At 40.0% G+C, this 16,371-nt stretch carries 18 protein-coding genes; 15 read left to right on the top strand and 3 right to left on the bottom strand.

Going from position 1 to position 16,371, the window contains the following annotated elements:
* Nucleotides 1–203: 203 nt before the first annotated feature.
* The 4 genes from ABVF21_RS13890 to ABVF21_RS13875 all read left to right on the top strand — a co-directional run bounded on the left by ABVF21_RS13890 (nucleotide 204) and on the right by ABVF21_RS13875 (nucleotide 4,122).
* On the top strand, nucleotides 204–1,091 hold the full coding sequence (locus ABVF21_RS13890) for a diacylglycerol/lipid kinase family protein (RefSeq protein ID WP_303529161.1): 888 nt from the start codon (nucleotides 204–206) through the stop codon (nucleotides 1,089–1,091).
* A gap of 137 nt (nucleotides 1,092–1,228) precedes the next feature.
* Nucleotides 1,229–2,173, top strand: a complete 945-nt coding sequence (locus ABVF21_RS13885; protein WP_371018383.1) for a nucleoside hydrolase — start codon at nucleotides 1,229–1,231, stop codon at nucleotides 2,171–2,173.
* Nucleotides 2,174–2,400: 227 nt separating this feature from the next.
* Entirely contained in the window at nucleotides 2,401–3,009 is a 609-nt protein-coding gene (locus ABVF21_RS13880; protein WP_371018382.1) for a hypothetical protein, read from the top strand.
* 9 nt (nucleotides 3,010–3,018) lie between these two features.
* Complete coding sequence (locus ABVF21_RS13875; RefSeq protein ID WP_371018381.1) at nucleotides 3,019–4,122, top strand: AI-2E family transporter; 1,104 nt, start codon at nucleotides 3,019–3,021, stop codon at nucleotides 4,120–4,122.
* A 43-nt stretch (nucleotides 4,123–4,165) separates the two neighbouring features.
* On the opposite strand, the gene ABVF21_RS13870 is transcribed toward ABVF21_RS13875, so the two are convergent.
* Nucleotides 4,166–4,960 (bottom strand): peptidoglycan-binding protein, encoded by a 795-nt coding sequence (locus ABVF21_RS13870; protein WP_371018380.1) that lies wholly within the window; start codon nucleotides 4,958–4,960, stop codon nucleotides 4,166–4,168.
* 252 nt (nucleotides 4,961–5,212) lie between these two features.
* Here ABVF21_RS13870 and ABVF21_RS13865 point away from each other — a divergent pair, with 252 nt between their 5' ends.
* The 4 genes from ABVF21_RS13865 (at nucleotide 5,213) to ABVF21_RS13850 (ending at nucleotide 7,644) form a co-directional block, all read left to right on the top strand.
* A complete protein-coding gene (locus ABVF21_RS13865; RefSeq protein ID WP_194221019.1) occupies nucleotides 5,213–5,476 on the top strand; it encodes a hypothetical protein in 264 nt (87 codons plus the stop codon).
* Between the two features lie 111 nt (nucleotides 5,477–5,587).
* Nucleotides 5,588–6,250 (top strand): type 1 glutamine amidotransferase domain-containing protein, encoded by a 663-nt coding sequence (locus ABVF21_RS13860; RefSeq protein ID WP_226612358.1) that lies wholly within the window; start codon nucleotides 5,588–5,590, stop codon nucleotides 6,248–6,250.
* A 156-nt stretch (nucleotides 6,251–6,406) separates the two neighbouring features.
* A complete protein-coding gene (locus tag ABVF21_RS13855) occupies nucleotides 6,407–6,685 on the top strand; it encodes a hypothetical protein (RefSeq protein ID WP_226612359.1) in 279 nt (92 codons plus the stop codon).
* 89 nt (nucleotides 6,686–6,774) lie between these two features.
* On the top strand, nucleotides 6,775–7,644 hold the full coding sequence (locus ABVF21_RS13850) for an aldo/keto reductase (protein ID WP_303536007.1): 870 nt from the start codon (nucleotides 6,775–6,777) through the stop codon (nucleotides 7,642–7,644).
* 34 nt (nucleotides 7,645–7,678) lie between these two features.
* Here ABVF21_RS13850 and ABVF21_RS13845 read toward each other — a convergent pair whose 3' ends face one another.
* The gene (locus ABVF21_RS13845) at nucleotides 7,679–8,179 is read right to left on the bottom strand and encodes a cupin domain-containing protein (protein WP_303536005.1); all 501 of its coding nucleotides are present in this window, start codon (nucleotides 8,177–8,179) and stop codon (nucleotides 7,679–7,681) included.
* A 241-nt stretch (nucleotides 8,180–8,420) separates the two neighbouring features.
* Between ABVF21_RS13845 and ABVF21_RS13840 the strand changes: the two genes are divergently transcribed.
* The 5 genes from ABVF21_RS13840 to ABVF21_RS13820 all read left to right on the top strand — a co-directional run bounded on the left by ABVF21_RS13840 (nucleotide 8,421) and on the right by ABVF21_RS13820 (nucleotide 13,512).
* Nucleotides 8,421–8,918: a PTS sugar transporter subunit IIA gene (locus tag ABVF21_RS13840; RefSeq protein ID WP_226612363.1), complete on the top strand. Its 498-nt coding sequence runs from the start codon at nucleotides 8,421–8,423 to the stop codon at nucleotides 8,916–8,918.
* A gap of 80 nt (nucleotides 8,919–8,998) precedes the next feature.
* On the top strand, nucleotides 8,999–10,402 hold the full coding sequence (gene treP / locus ABVF21_RS13835) for a PTS system trehalose-specific EIIBC component (RefSeq protein ID WP_194221023.1): 1,404 nt from the start codon (nucleotides 8,999–9,001) through the stop codon (nucleotides 10,400–10,402).
* 92 nt (nucleotides 10,403–10,494) lie between these two features.
* Nucleotides 10,495–12,186: an alpha,alpha-phosphotrehalase gene (gene treC / locus ABVF21_RS13830; RefSeq protein WP_303536001.1), complete on the top strand. Its 1,692-nt coding sequence runs from the start codon at nucleotides 10,495–10,497 to the stop codon at nucleotides 12,184–12,186.
* Between the two features lie 4 nt (nucleotides 12,187–12,190).
* Nucleotides 12,191–12,910: a trehalose operon repressor gene (treR, locus tag ABVF21_RS13825; protein WP_303535999.1), complete on the top strand. Its 720-nt coding sequence runs from the start codon at nucleotides 12,191–12,193 to the stop codon at nucleotides 12,908–12,910.
* A gap of 110 nt (nucleotides 12,911–13,020) precedes the next feature.
* On the top strand, nucleotides 13,021–13,512 hold the full coding sequence (locus ABVF21_RS13820) for a GNAT family N-acetyltransferase (protein ID WP_303535997.1): 492 nt from the start codon (nucleotides 13,021–13,023) through the stop codon (nucleotides 13,510–13,512).
* A 33-nt stretch (nucleotides 13,513–13,545) separates the two neighbouring features.
* On the opposite strand, the gene ABVF21_RS13815 is transcribed toward ABVF21_RS13820, so the two are convergent.
* Nucleotides 13,546–13,686 carry a hypothetical protein gene (locus ABVF21_RS13815; protein ID WP_303535994.1) on the bottom strand — a complete coding sequence of 47 codons (141 nt, stop codon included), beginning with the start codon at nucleotides 13,684–13,686 and terminating at the stop codon, nucleotides 13,546–13,548.
* 178 nt (nucleotides 13,687–13,864) lie between these two features.
* Between ABVF21_RS13815 and ABVF21_RS13810 the strand changes: the two genes are divergently transcribed.
* Both ABVF21_RS13810 and ABVF21_RS13805 read left to right on the top strand, forming a co-directional pair.
* Nucleotides 13,865–14,950 (top strand): NAD(P)H-dependent flavin oxidoreductase, encoded by a 1,086-nt coding sequence (locus ABVF21_RS13810; protein ID WP_371018379.1) that lies wholly within the window; start codon nucleotides 13,865–13,867, stop codon nucleotides 14,948–14,950.
* A 261-nt stretch (nucleotides 14,951–15,211) separates the two neighbouring features.
* Nucleotides 15,212–16,213, top strand: coding sequence for a zinc-dependent alcohol dehydrogenase family protein (locus ABVF21_RS13805; protein WP_371018378.1), 1,002 nt, complete (start codon nucleotides 15,212–15,214; stop codon nucleotides 16,211–16,213).
* Nucleotides 16,214–16,371: the final 158 nt, after the last annotated feature.

The raw sequence follows: 16,371 nt of genomic DNA, 5'->3' as shown, positions 1-16,371 counted from the left end.
TTACATGTGTTCGAATACCCCATTCTATTATAGGGGAGAGGAAATGTTTGTCATATGGTTTTATAAAAAATCTTATATCACGACTAATTTGAGAACGATTTGTATGCCTCCACCAATTTGATTGAATCATACTGTTTCAAGGCTTAAGAAGAAGGGAATCTACGAAAGAGACTTACTATTTCTGGTTTAGGGAGGACGTATCTGTGAAGCGAGCCATGTTGATTATTAATCCATCTTCAGGGAAAGAAAAAGCGATGAAATATGAAGATGAGGCTGTAGCCATTTTAGAACAAAACCATGTAGACGTTACGGTGAAGTATACCGAAAAAGAGGGAGATGCTGTTCGTTTTGCAAGAGCTGCTTGTGAGAATCACTTTAATACAGTTGTTGCAATGGGAGGAGATGGAACGATCAATGAGGCGGTGAATGGTTTAGCGCGTGAAACAGAACGCCCTGATTTTGGTTTCGTGCCCCTTGGAACAGTGAATGACTTTGCAAGAGCACTAGACATACCGATGCAACCTAAGAAAGCGCTAGAGGTTCTATCTGAACAGCATACGAAACCGGTTGATATTGGACGTATAAATGATCAATATTTCATGAATGTACTTGCAGTTGGCGCCATTGCAGAAGCTGTATATGACGTTACGGCTGATCAAAAATCCAAATTTGGTCCACTCGCTTATTTAATTGAAGGTGGAAAAGCATTAAAGGATAAAACACCATTCGACTTGAACATTACATACGACGGTAAGCAATGGGATGGGAAAGCTTATTTAATGCTGATCGCGTTAACAAACTCAGTTGGAGGGATACAGTCTTTCGCTCAGCATGCAGAGGTGAACGATGGCTACTTTCATGTCTTTATATTAAGAGAGTTTTCTCTTACAAAAGTGTTTAAAATCATACCAGATCTCTTCAGTGGAAAGTTGCAAAATAATGCTCAAGTGGAGTATTTTCCAGCCTCGAAATTAAAAGTGGAGTCGGGTCATGAACTTGTTGTAAATATCGATGGCGATGAAGGTATTCACCTTCCGTTCGAAGCAGAAGTGATGCATAACGAATTAAATATTTTTGTACCAAAAGAGTAGGGAAACCTGCTCTTCTTTAGTGCTTATTATTTGAAAAAGCTTTTTCTTCAATTATTCACCTATCCCAATGACTTGCTTCTTAATTTACAGCGATGTGAATATGTTAGTCATGATAAGTATGGGGATGAGGTGAAGAAATGGTACAAAAGGTCTTGTTTTTTGGAGATGTAGGAATTGATGACACGATCGCCCTTTTATTTGCTTATTTATCAGAAGGTGTGGATGTTATTGGTATTGTAGCTTGCTACGGAAACGTATCAAAAAAACAAACGACCCGTAACGTTCGCTACTTACTTGAAGAAGTTGGTCGAACGGATATCCCTGTAATGGGTGGGGCAGAAAAGCCCATGACTGGAGAGGTGCCGATTTATTATCCTAATGTACATGGCCCGGAAGGATTAGGTCCTATTACGCCACCGCCAAATGAAGCTGCCCCTTTAGAGAATTTCTTTCAAGTGATTTCATTAATTGAAAAGTATGACGACCTTGTGATCGTAAACGTTGGGAGGATGACTTCTCTTGCGACGCTTTTTCTCTTGTATCCAGATACGATGAAAGGAATTAAATCTTTTTATATAATGGGCGGTGCATTTAACGTCCCAGGAAACGTGACCCCGAGTGCAGAAGCTAATTTTTATGCAGATCCAGTTGCGGCAAATATAGTGATGAAATATGCTGAGCATGTTTTTTTATTTCCACTAAATGTGACGGAGCATGCGATTGTAACACCGGGAATGGTTAATTATATTCATGCAAAAGGGAAGGCGCCTCTTATGAAGCCACTTCTAGATTACTATTATGAGGAATTTTATAAGAAAATGGTTCCAGACATTGAAGGTAGTCCTGTTCACGATGCGCTTACGTTAATGGGGGTTGAAAAGAAGGACATTTGCTCATTCTACCGCACTCGCGTAGCAGTAGAGATTACGGGAGAAGCCCGGGGCCTAAGTATTGGTGATTTTAGGAAATCATTTGAACAAGAGGAATTTGATGGAAGACCTATTCATTCAGTCGCAATATCGATGAACTATTTTACTTTCTACCAATTATTTATGAGTAGGATGACCGGAGAAACTTTCTAGAGATCTGAAACATTTCCTTGTGTTCTTTCGTAAATGGTGTAGGATAGTCTTAAAAACGAGATTTCTCTCAACCAAAAATTATACCTCTTGTGTACCTAAGCTATTATATTATTCTTGGATTCTATTGCGATCCAGGCGATTCACCCTTATACCATGCCATCTGTTGCGAATAAGTGTAAAGATAGAGATTGCGTAACATATGCGAGAAATGAAGAGGGTGTTGTCATTTGAATGACATTGGAAGAATGGTTCAGCAAATTGAGATATCTGGAACAGAGGTTCTTCGAAAACCAGAAGAGCTGAAGCTAATCGGTAGAGGTAGAAGTGCAGTCGTATTTAGAATACGTGATGAACAAAAGGTTCTTAAGGTTTTCTATCCTGACTGTGCTCATCTTGCTGTGCAGGAAGCTTCGATTTATCAAGTACTTCAAGATAATAACCACTTCCCTTTTTATTATGAAGGAGGAGAGGGGTATGTGGTTTTAGAATACTTGGACGGCATTACATTCTACGAGTGCTTAAGACGAGGGATTATCATCACTGATAATATGTTACTGCAGGTGGATGTGGCGCTCCAGTATGCCCGTTCTAAAGGGTTGAATCCTTCCGATACACATCTCCAAAATGTGATGCTTCTCTCGAATGGAGAAGTTCGCGTCATCGATGTTGTTCGCTTCCGTCAATCAAAGGAGTGTACGCACTGGGATGACTTAAAGATGGCCTATGATCGCTACTACCGACGTCGCTTCTTTCCGAAGAAATACCCCGTTTGGTTCATCGAGATGATCATTCGGCTCTACCGTAAAGGCTTCATCAAAATGAATGAAAGGAAGTGATGATCGATCATGCAGCAATCACGATTGTTTCGATTTTTTATTTGGCTCCTCCTTATTTTTACAGTGATTTGGGTAGGGAGTAAAATCGAATTTATTTTTCGCCCACTTGTGATACTCGTAACAACTTTAGCATTTCCAATCATCGCTGCAGGGGTGTTTTATTATATTCTTAGACCTGTTATCGCCCTCTTAGAAAAGTGGAAAATTCCTAGACCGCTTGGTATTCTCCTTGTCTATCTTGCCCTTGCTGGTGGTGTGACTGGTTTAGTCCTGAGTATTGGTCCTGTTCTAGTTGATCAATTTAATAGTCTTGTCCAAGGTGCCCCGACCCTTATCAATGATCTACAAAAGGCGACCAACGAATGGCAAAGCAATCCATACATAGCGAGAATTCTTCAAAGTGAAATGGTTGATATACAGGAGTTAACGGATCGTATATCGGGTTCTATCGGAGAAATTAGCTCCTCTTTCGGGAACTATCTTTTCTCCATATTAAATGTGGTGACAAATGTACTTGTAGGAATTGTGCTTCTTCCTTTTATCCTTTTCTTTATGTTGAAAGATGGAAAGAAACTGATGCCTTCTTTACTTAGCGTTGTGCCTCGAGCTCATCGAAAAGAAGGGGCGAAAATACTAGAGGACATGGATGATGCGTTAAGTGGCTTTATTCAAGGCCAGCTGATTGTTAGCATCTTTATTGGAACCTTTGTTTACATTTGGTATGTTATTATTGATCTTGATTATGCGTTAATTCTAGCGCTCATTGCCCTTTTCCTTAATGTTGTACCGTTTATCGGTCCTATCATTGGGACGGCACCTGGGGTTATTGTAGGATTAATTCAATCACCGCTAACAGCTCTATGGGTTGTCCTTGGTGTGATCGTAATTCAACAAATAGAAAGTAACCTTGTATCACCTCTTGTGATGGGGCGAAAACTTGATATCCATCCACTAACGATTATTTTATTGTTATTGGTTGCCAGCAGTCTTGCTGGATTCCTGGGACTCATTCTAGCGATTCCAACTTATGCGGTGTTAAAAGTAATCTTTACGCATACGTATCGATTAATTAAACTGCAGCAGCGTGGAAAGCATGTAACGACTAAATCATAAAAAAAGAACAGGCATTCCAAATATGGAATGCCTGTTCTTTTTCTTATTCAATAACGCGTATTTTAACATCTTTTCGTCCCCAATTGAGGGCGCCTTGCTGACTTGGAATAAACACATCAATACGATTGTTATTAATGTCGCCACCAATGTCTGCGGCAATGGCAGTCCCATATCCTTCAACTTCCACAATGGAGCCAAGTGGAATCATATCAGGATCAACGGCGATCACTTTGGCGTCCGGGTATTTGTCTAAATTGATTCCCATCTTAGTAACACCGGAACATCCGGTGCAATCGGCTGTATATGCGGTGCTTTCTGCCGTGAATTCTTTCCCTGCAGCTGAACCTGGTGCAGCCATTTGATCTAACGCTCTACGTGTGGACGGTCCTGCAATCCCATCAGCTGAAAGGCCATTGTCTCGTTGGAATTCCTCTACAAGTGTAGCTGTACCTGAACCATATATCCCATCTGCATCGCTCTCATATCCCGCTTGATTAAGCTGGCTTTGTATATGTATGACTTGTTTCCCGATGTCTCCACGTCTTAGGACTTGAAGGGCTTGTTTTGTTTCTGGTCCTGCAATCCCATCTACTTGGAGATTGCGATTCGCCTGAAAATCCTTCACGGCTTCTTCAGTGATCTCTCCGTAATAGCCTGTTGCAGTGTGGTAGGGGAATAGCCCTTTCGTCATAAGATAGTCTTGCAGTTCCTTAACTTCTCCCCCTGAGTCGCCTTGTTGGTTGACACGATCAAATGCTGCAGAAGCAAATGAAGGCATGGCTACAAAAATGATGCTAGAAATAAGTAGCGCTGCTACGAGTTTCATTTTGTGTTTCATCTTTATTCCTCCTTGAATGATTGTCCTATACAAGAGACAGCATTCGGAGGAAAAGGAGTCTATTCGACGATTTTGATCAAATACCCGACGATATGATTAGAAAACGCCCAAATAATGGAATGGAAAGAGTGAAGAAAAGAAGGACTATGTTTGAAAAGCCTTCGTCAAATTGATCGTTGACTCTTCATCAATAGAGATGGAAAATAGAATAGTTAGTGAAATCGGTTCTTTCAGAAAGGAGATACATTTCTAGTGAAAGCTCTTGAAAGAAAATGGATTCATCTTATCAATATTATTCTTGGAGTCATTATTGTTCCATACTCTATTTTAGAACTCCTCGGTGTTTTAAAGTTAGCTGAAAATAATAACTATCTGTTCGTTCCAATCGGATTATTTGTTCTTTGGATCGTTCTTTATATCCTGCAAATTAAGAAGAAAAACACTCTTCTTGTTATGAGTGCTATTTTTCTCAATGTGTTCTATTTGTTTTTCATTATCCCTCAATTGTTATATTAGTAAATTTTCTGGATTCTTCAATCCCATGAATACTTTTTTGAACATCGGGTATTGTACTAAAGTGGTCATAAAGACTAACAAGTACTTAGAAGATAAAGGAGAGGAATTCAATTGACTAAAGTATTAATGGTCGTAACAAATCATACAGAAATCGATTCAGAGCACAAAACAGGACTATGGCTTGAAGAGTTCGCTGTCCCTTATAACATCTTCAAGGAAAAAGGGTATGACATCAAAGTCACTTCCATTCAAGGTGGCGAAGTAGAGCTTGATCCAAATAGTATCCCAGAAGAAGATCCGAAAGAATGGGAAGACGCTCAAAACCAACTGAAAAATACAACTAAGGTAACAAAAGAAGATGCAAATAACTTTGACGTTGTCTTTCTACCGGGCGGTCACGGAACGATGTTTGACTTCCCTGATAGCGAAGTTCTTCAACATATCCTTCAGGAACAAGCTGAAGCAGATAAAATTATCGGATCCGTTTGCCACGGTCCAGCAGGACTTGTGAACGTAACTTATAAAGACGGTACACCTCTTGTAAAAGGGAAGAAAGTAAGTGCCTTTACTGATTCTGAAGAGCGAGAAATGGGGCTTGTTGAACAAATGCCATTCTTGCTTGAAACCAAATTACGTGAAAAAGGTGCTAACTTTGAGTTAGGCGAGAACTGGTCAGTTTATTCCGTTCGTGACGGTAATTTAATTACAGGACAAAATCCACAATCAAGTGAAAGTGCTGCAAATAAAATTATTGAAGCTATTGAAGGCAAATAAAGAAAAGATAAAATGATTGAGCTTAATGCTTATCATTAACTGATACGAAAGAAGGGGGCGGACCAGTAAAGGTCTGCTCTTTTTCTTTATTACCCTTTCTCTTAAAGAGGAACTGAGTGATAATATGTAGAATGATAGAAGAATAGGATGATGAACTTGAAATTTATTTTATCTCACCCATTTATCAAGGTAATTAGAAAAATGGAACGTACGGAACAGAAAACGCTAGAGCAGGAGCACGATTTAGAACTATATGAAGATCGGATAGTTGTTGGACATAAACATTTTGCGATCAAAGATGTCTTTGATATGTCCTATCGATTTCAATCGACGCTTTATGGCTTCCTATATCTTCATACAAATAGTGGTGTTGAATCATTTATTATCAAAAAGGATCCCACAGTTTTTATTAATGAGTACCGCAAGCTTGTGTAAGGAATAGCATAGCGTCTTAAGAAATAGTGTAGAGAAGGGAGTCAGATTTCTTTAGAGATAAAGGTGATTGAAGAAGGAGGCGAAATAAGATGGGGATTGAGAAAACGGTTGTTCTATCAAACGGTGTTAAAATGCCTTATCTTGGTTTTGGTGCTTTTAAACTAAAAGGGGAAGATGCCTACAGCGCTGTTAAAGTTGCCATTGAAACGGGGTACCGCGGCATTGATACAGCTTCCTATTATGAGAATGAAGAAGCAGTGGGTCGCGCGATTAAGGATTCAGGAATTCCACGCGAAGAGCTGTTTATTACTTCTAAAGTTTGGAACGATGAGCAGGGCTATAATGCAACGCTTGCTGCTTTTGAAAGATCACTGGAACGATTGGGCACTGATTATCTTGATTTGTATTTAATTCACTGGCCAGTTCCTCACTTATTTCTTGAAACATGGCAAGCGCTAGAGAAGCTCTATCATGAAGGAAAGGTATGTGCTATTGGTGTTAGTAACTTTGAGACGCACCATCTAGAAGCCATTTCTCGTATTTCAACCGTTAAACCTGTTCTCAATCAAATTGAGTTACACCCTGAATTAATACAGGGTGAACTAAGAGATTACTGTCGATCAAAAGGAATTCAGGTCCAGGCATGGTCACCGTTAAAACGAGGTCAGGTGTTAAAGAATCCGGTGATTCAAGCAGTTAGCGAACGTTATGGTAAAACACCTGCACAAATTGTTCTTAGATGGTGTCTTCAGCATCAGATTTTGTTGAATGTGAAGTCCTCCCATAGCGAGCGGATTAAAGAGAATGCAGCTATTTTTGATTTTAATTTAACTGATGAAGAGATGGTTTCCATCGATTCTCTTCATTCTGACAGCCGTATAGCGCATCATCCTGATAACTTGGACTTTTACGAAAAAACGGTTCCGGGATTTAAGAAATCTGAATATACTTCTTCCTAAAAAAGACGCCTATAAAGGCGTCTTTTGCTATGTTCTAGCGGCCCCAAACGTCAAGTAATGGTCCATTAACACCAAAAATAGGATCCGTTGCAGGTAATGGAACATTCTTAATGTTATCGATGGCATCTTTTCGTTCATCGGCTTTTCCTGTTCTAAGATCGTGGGGCATACCGGCTGGATAAGCCCCTACTACGCGGAAATCGGTCGAGGATGCTTCTTTTTTATGTCCCACACCAGCAGGAATGACGACAACATCTCCTACTGTCACTTCAACCGTTTTTCCGTTTTCTCCTCCAAATGTAATAGAAGCCTCTCCTTTAATCACTCCAAGTACTTCGTGGCTGTTGCTGTGATAATGATGATAAGAAAAGACGCCATTCTCCCACGCATTAGTCCAATTGTTTTCTTTGAAAATCTTCATACAATTATCGGGATGATCTAGCGCTCCTGGATAGAGAATAAGCGGATGGAACGGGTTGTTTGGAATGTTACCATCATCTTCAAACGTTATCGTTTTTATTTGGTGCTTTTCCATATGATCACTCCTTAGTCCTTTTGTATACGTTTTCGAGAAATTTGAAACATGTATCAGCGTTTAGGATATGACAATCAGGGAATTTATGTATCGAATCACATCTTCCCCCTTAGAAATGTGATTTAAAAGATGAGTATTTTAGTTGACTAACTTGTCTATACAAGATAAACTGCATGTGTAAGATAAACTTGTATAGACAAGATAGAATATAAATGAAAGCGGTTGAAAGGGGAATGTTCTTATGTTGAAAAAACTATTTGGTAAAAAAGAAAAGCCGTCAGAAGAGGTTATATACGCTCCTTTAAACGGAGACGTTGTTGAACTTGAAAAAGTTCCAGATCCAACATTTTCACAAAAAATGATGGGAGACGGTGTTGCGATTGAGCCAAAAGACGGAAAAGTCGTTTCGCCAGTCAACGGGAAAGTAATCCAGTTCTTCCATACGAAACATGCGGTTGGAATTGAATCTGAATCAGGTCTTGAAATTTTGATCCACGTTGGTTTAGAAACGGTTAACATGGGTGGAGAAGGATTTGAAGGTCACGTAAAAGAAGGCGACAAGGTAAAAGTTGGCGATCCTCTCATCACAGTTGATCTTGATCTTGTTAAGGAGAAAGCAGCGAGTACGATTACGCCTGTGATTATTACAAATGCTGATGTTCTTGAAAATGTTGAGAAGAAATATACAGTCGGCGCTTCAAATGAGACTGAAATTATGACAACCAAAGTAAAAGGATAAAGTTTTGATCTTCCGAAGAGAGTACGCTATATATCAACTCTCTTCGGAACAATTAGATTATTTCTAAGGGGGAAGAAAACATGGCGATTAATCGAGAGTCTGTCGAACAGATCCTGGAAGCCATAGGCGGTAAGGAAAATATTTCGACCGCAACACATTGTGTAACCCGTCTGCGTCTTGTTTTACATGATGAAAGTAAAGTAGATACTAAAGCACTTGAAGAGAACGAGCTTGTCAAAGGTTCTTTTTCGGCGAATGGACAGTTTCAGGTAGTCATCGGTCAAGGAACCGTTGATAAAGTATTTAAGATCTTTGCTGAGATGGCAGATATTGAAAGCGCGTCCAAACAGGATGTGAAAGATGCCGCTGCAAGTAAACAAAATATTCTCCAGCGCGGAGTGAAAACACTTGCTGATATTTTTATACCGATTTTACCTGCAATCGTAACAGCTGGTTTGCTTCTTGGGATTAATAATATTCTCACAGCACCGGATATCTTCTTTAGTGATCCACTTGTAGAGGTGTATCCACAGTGGGCAGATTTAGCGAGTATTATTAACCTGATTGCTAACACAGCCTTCGTCTTTTTACCTGGCTTAATTGGTTGGTCAGCAGCGAAGCAATTTGGCGGAAGTCCATTGCTCGGTATTGTACTAGGTCTTATTCTTGTTCACCCTGATCTCCTCAATGCATGGGCATATGGAGAAGCCGACGATATTCCAACATGGAATTTGTTCGGACTTGAAATAGAGAAGATTGGGTATCAAGGGCAAGTCTTGCCTGTTCTTGTGTCAGCTTATATATTAGCCAAAATTGAAACGTTTCTTAATAAGCGGATTCCAGATTCCATTCAAATGCTCATTGTGGCTCCTGTTGCCTTGCTCGTAACTGGATTCCTAGCGTTTACTCTTATTGGGCCAGTGACATTCTGGATTGCGAATCTCTTAACGGATGGTTTTATTGGATTATTTGATTTTGCACCAGCTATTGGTGGATTAGTGTATGGGGCTTTATATGCGCCACTCGTTATCACGGGAATGCACCATACGTTCCTTGCTGTAGATTTGCAGTTAATCGGCAGTACGGGAAGCACATTCTTATGGCCGATGCTGGCACTTTCCAACATCGCCCAGGGTGCAGCGGCACTTGCGATGATGCTGATTACTCGTAATGAGAAAACGAAAGGACTTGCTGGTACTTCAGCAGTCTCTGCTTTCCTAGGCGTCACTGAACCTGCGCTATTCGGTGTGAATTTACGCTTTAAGTTCCCGTTCTTTGCAGCGATTATTGGTTCAGCTGTGGCTGGTCTTGTTATTACGGTTAGTGGTGTGGAAGCGACATCGATCGGTGTAGGTGGTATACCTGGCTTCCTTTCAATCTTTAAAGAATACTGGGGTGCTTTCTTTATGGGGATGGCCATCGCACTCGTCGTACCATTTGTTTTAACATTCTTGTATGGGAAAGTTAGAAAAGTAAGTGAGTAAATAAAAAGGAGCGATATCATCAGGCACTTAAGCTGCTCCGATGGTATCGCCTTTGTTTGTTTTTTCAAGTATACAATTAGGAGTTGAATGATATGCAACAACCATGGTGGAAGAAGTCAGTCGTTTATCAAATTTACCCGAAAAGCTTTAACGATACAACTGGTAACGGTACGGGGGATATTCAAGGCATTATCGAAAAACTGGATTATTTAAGTGAACTTGGAGTTGATGTCGTTTGGCTAACACCAATCTATGATTCACCTCAGAATGACAATGGATATGATATTCGAGACTACTTTAGTATTTATGAAGAGTATGGAACAATGGAGGATTTCGATCGTCTCCTTCAAGAAGCACATGCAAAAGGCATTAAGATCATTATGGATATCGTTGTAAATCATACGTCAACCGAACATCAGTGGTTCGTCGAGTCTCGTAAATCAAAGGATAATCCTTATCGAGACTATTACATCTGGAAAGATGGCGTAAATGGAGCAGAACCAACAAACTGGCAGTCAAAGTTCGGTGGTAATGCGTGGCAGTTTGATAAAGAAACAGGTCAATATTACTTACATCTTTTTGATGTCACACAGGCTGATCTTAACTGGGAGAATGAAAAAGTAAGAGATGAAGTGTATGATATGATGACATTCTGGTTTGAAAAGGGTGTCGATGGGTTTCGTCTCGATGTGATTAACCTTATTTCGAAAGATCAGAATTTCCCAAATGATGATGGTTCTGTAGCTCCAGGAGACGGACGTAAATTCTATACAGATGGTCCAAAAGTGCATGAGTATATGAATGAAATGAATCGCAAAGTATTTATGAAATATAACAGCATGACGGTTGGGGAGATGTCTTCCACAACGATTGACAACTGCATTAAATACTCTAATCCTAAGCGAAATGAATTGAGCATGACGTTCAACTTCCATCATTTAAAAGTCGATTATCCTAATGGCGAAAAGTGGTCTGTAGCCGATTTTGATTTCCTAAAGCTAAAAGAAATTCTATCAACATGGCAGGCGGAAATGTATGAAGGTGGAGGCTGGAATGCTCTCTTCTGGTGTAACCATGACCAGCCCCGAATCGTATCACGCTACGGGAATGACGGGGAGTACAGACGTGAGTCAGCCAAAATGCTAGCGACAACAATGCACCTGATGCAAGGTACTCCGTATATTTATCAGGGAGAAGAAATTGGGATGACGAATCCAAAGTTTGATGCGATCTCATCTTATCGTGATGTAGAGTCGTTGAATATTTACTCCATTCTTAAAGAGGAAAAAGGGTATAGTGAAGAAGAAGTACTCGAGATTTTGCGTCATAAATCAAGAGATAACTCAAGAACGCCTGTTCAATGGAATTCAGAAGCTAACGCTGGGTTTACAACAGGAGAACCATGGATACCCGTTGCGAAAAACTATGAAGGCATTAACGTCGAAGATACTCTTAATGAGAGACATTCAGTATTTGAACATTATCAGAAGCTAATCGCACTTAGAAAAAATATGGATTTGATCACATACGGTGACTATGAGCTTCTTTTAGCTGAACACCCACAGCTTTTCGCTTATGTAAGGAACGGTGAAAATGAAAAGCTTCTTGTGATCAATAATTTCTATGAAAGTGAAGTGACGTTTGAACTTCCGGAAGATGTGGAAGTAAATGGTTATCATGCAGAGGTTTTATTATCAAATTATGAAGACACTCCTAACACTTTCAAGAAAGTGTCATTGCGACCATATGAGTCGATTGCTTATCATCTAACTAAGGCAAGGTGAGTCTATGAAGCAAACCAAGTACCAGCAAATATATAATGATCTCTCTCTGAATATACAAAATGGTACCTATCAACCGAATACTAAATTACCTTCAGAACACGAGTTAGCGGAAGCGTACGGAACATCTCGAGAGACGATTCGTAAAGCTCTTAATTTGCTTTCTCAAAATGGTTTGATTCAGAAAATTAAAGCGCGAGGATCTGTCGTTCTCGACCTTAACCGCTATGAATTTCCGGTTTCTGGACTTGTGAGCTTTAAGGAAATCTCTCAAAAAATGAATCGCTCTTCTCGTACCATCGTTCATGATCTAGAAAAAAAACTTCCATCGAAATGGGTTAGTGAGCAGTTGGAGCTAAAAGACAATGCACAAGTATGGCATGTTGTAAGAGCTCGTGAAATAGATGGAGAGAAAATTATACTTGATCGCGATTATTTTCCAGTAGAATTTGTTCCAGAGCTCACAAAAACAATTTGTGAGAATTCGATCTATGATTATTTAGAGAATGACCTTGGCCTTGTCGTAAGCTATGCTAAAAAGGAAATTGTAGTGGAAGAGGCGGATGAAGAGGATCGTCTCTACCTGGATTTGCATGATTACAATCATGTTGTCGTGGTTCGAAACTACGTTTATCTAAATGACACCACATTAATTGAGTATACTGAATCAAGGCACCGGCTTGATAAATTTAGATTTGTTGATTTTGCTAGACGCGAAAAGCAATAAGAGAAGCGCTCCTAAGATTAGGAGCGCTTCTTTATCTTACTGTCATATTGGATTCTTTTGGTTGACGAGTAATAATAAAAAGAGAGTTAGATTGGAGAGGAGTCTTTCATTTGAGAGTTAATGAAGAAAACATCTATCTTGTGAAAGCTGAAAACGATCATATTAATGCGTTGAAATCATTCACTCTAGATGATAGTCAGCTCGCTTTCACGTCGATGCCAGTCCCAGCATATGAGAAATGTCAGATCGATCATGATCGCTTTCCTGTGGTGATTATGGAAAAGGATCAGCCAGTAGGATTTTTCGTTCTAGATCGTGGAGATGATATTTTCTCGTATTCAGATAATATCAACGCCGTTCTGTTAAGAGCGTATTCAATCAATCGATCTGAGCAAGGAAGAGGGATTGCGAAAGCCTCTTTACAGCAGCTAGAACAGTTTGTAAAAAGGCATCTCCCTAATTGTGATGAAATCGTTCTCGGGGTTAATGAAGACAATGAAGCAGCTAAGAAGGTATATTTAGGAGCGGGGTTTATTTCTACTAATAAGAAAAAGAACGGGCGCTCAGGGCCTCAGGTTATTCTAAAGTATCCAGTTATATAGCATTGTTCTTGGCAACTCAAAAGCCAGGAGAATTTACTCCTGGCTTTTGATACACGCTTTTTGTAGGGTATATTCTATTAAGAATGCTTGGAATTCTTCTTTAGTGATATAAGCTTCCATTGCTTCTTCCACGACAACATGCCATTCTTCAGGCAAATAAGAGTTTTCTTTCAAGACTCATTCCCCCTGCTATAATAATGTTAACTGATTATGTATATGTGGTTAACATTATCATAGCGATAGATCAATTGAATTGCAAGATAGATTCCTCAGCGTATTTGAAAGGAGTCATTCTTTTTATAAAGAAGTATTTGAAAGGGCAAAGGAAGAAATAGAAAGGAAGATTGTAGTCTTGTGGAATGAAACTCTCGTAACTTCCATATTAAACATCGAATACCCGATCGTACAGGCAGGAATGGCCGGAGGGGTGACAACACCTCAATTAGTTGCTTCTGTATCGAATACGGGAGGCTTAGGCAGCTTAGGGGCTGGGTACATGACACCTGATCAAATGCGAATCGCGATCAAGGACATTAAACAGTACACGTCAAGGGCTTTTGCTGTTAACTTGTTTATTCCTGAGGAGGATCACTCCTCAAATGAAGTGGTGGAGCAGACAAAGCAGGTGCTTCAGTGCTATGCTACAAAACTTGGTATAGAAGACTATAGTTATAATGAGAAGCCTTTTTCGGTTGTAAAAAAAGAATACAAAGAAAAGCTTAAGATTTTAATAGAGGAAAATGTACCTGTATGTAGCTTTACTTTTGGAATTCCTTCAAAAGAGGATGTCCAGCAACTAAAGCGTAATGGAATGATCCTTATTGGAACGGCAACGACGGTAAATGAAGCCATTATAAATGAAGAAAGCGGAATGGATGTTGTGGTGATGCAAGGGGCAGAAGCTGGTGGACATCGCGGCACTTTTGAAAGTGAAGTTGATTCGTCCCTTGTCGGTATTTCCTCTCTTATCCCACAAACGGTTGATGCCATAGAGATTCCTGTTATAGCGGCTGGTGGAATCATGGATGGTAGAGGTGTTCTCAGTATGCTGGTTCTTGGAGCTGGAGCTGTTCAGATGGGAACAGCATTTGTGACATGTCAAGAAAGTGGGGCTCACCCTCTTCACAAACAAGCGATATTAACGAGTACGGAAGAACAAACAATGATCACACCCGTATTTAGTGGAAAGTCTGCTCGTGGTATAAAAAATGATTTTATTACCGAAATGACTGCATCTAACTTACCAATGTTGCCTGGATACCCAGTGTTAAACACATTAACGAAAGAGATTCGTAAACAAGCAGCTGAGCAAAATCATCCTGAATGGATGTCATTGTGGTCGGGGCAAAATCCACGGTTGAGTACATCGAAATCAGCGGAGGAAATAATTCGATATAGCGTCTCTGAGGTAAATAACATCATCAATAGGATTTCGTAATCAAGATACGTCCAGCTTACTAACCATATCCAAAGAACGTGAAGAAGCCCATCTCATACGTATGAGAAGGGCTTCTTCAATGACTTGCATTGATAGGCCGGTCATCTGACAGCACCTTTTATTATGAAAAGATAATGACCGGCTGTATAATGAGTTTGGTCATAAATTCTGAATGAAATACCTGTTTGTTTAGAAAGATATCGGGGAACGCAGAAGAATAAACAAGGTAATTTGAATTAGATCCAGGAAGGGTGTTTATTCATGAAAGCAGTTGTGATTAACGAATTTGGAGCACCATCGAAATTTCGTGTAGAAGAGCTCTCATCAAGAGAATTAAAAGCTGGTGAAGTGAGAATTAACGTGAAAGCAACAAGCGTTAATCCAGTGGATATGAAAATACGATCTGGTCAAGCAGAAGCGTTTGCTCCAACATTTCCAGCCGTTCTACATGGAGATGTAGCGGGCATTGTGGAGGAAGCATATGAAGGAAGCGCGTTTAAAAAAGGTGACGAGGTATTTGCTTGTGCAGGCGGGGTAAAAGGCCTCGATGGAGCACTCCGTGAACAAATGATTGTTGATCATAAGCTTGTGGCTAAGAAACCAGCGCGTTTATCTATGAAAGAAGCTGCCGCATTACCGCTCGTATCTATCACGGCGTGGGAAGCACTCATTGATCGAATCAATGTAAAGCCAGGACAAAATGTTCTTATTCACGGTGCGACAGGCGGCGTTGGGCACATCGCTATTCAGATTGCTAAATCACTAGGTGCCATCGTCTATACGACAGCTTCAACGAATGAGAAAATGAAGATAGGTCAAGATCTTGGTGCTGATTACGCGATCAATTATAAAGAAACGTCTGTCGAAGAATATGTTAATGACTATACAGATGGAAAAGGTTTCGATGCTGTTTTTGATACTGTAGGTGGAGATAACATGGAAAAGTCATTTCAAGCAGTGAAAAATGGCGGAGACGTTGCCTGTATTGTTGGCAGTGGTGAACACGACATGACACAACTTTATGTAAAAAGTGCTTCGTACCATGGTGTTTTAATGCTCGTTCCGATGTTAACGAATGAAGGCAGAGAGCATCACGGAGACATTCTAAACCGCGTAGCGCATATGGTAGATCACGGCATATTAAAGCCGGTTTTGGATGAACAAAGCTTTACTTTTACTACGATCGGTGACGCTCATGCACGACTTGAATCAGGAAAGACGATTGGCAAAGTTGTTGCAGAAAATGATTTGGGACATTCTTAAATATAACATTGGATAATGAAAAGGAACCCATGGTAGTGCACCCCGGAAGTTAGAGTTAAAAAACTAACTTCCGGGGTGTTTTTGTATGTCAAAGTATAGTGAGAATTTTAAATTAGAAGTTGTGATGGAGTATCTTCAAGGGTCTCTAGGATACCCTT

The sequence above is a fragment of the Pseudalkalibacillus sp. JSM 102089 genome (assembly GCF_041366475.1).
GTDB classification, from domain to species: Bacteria; Bacillota; Bacilli; order Bacillales; family Guptibacillaceae; genus Guptibacillus; species Guptibacillus hwajinpoensis_B.
This window is presented reverse-complemented; position numbering and strand designations above follow the sequence as displayed.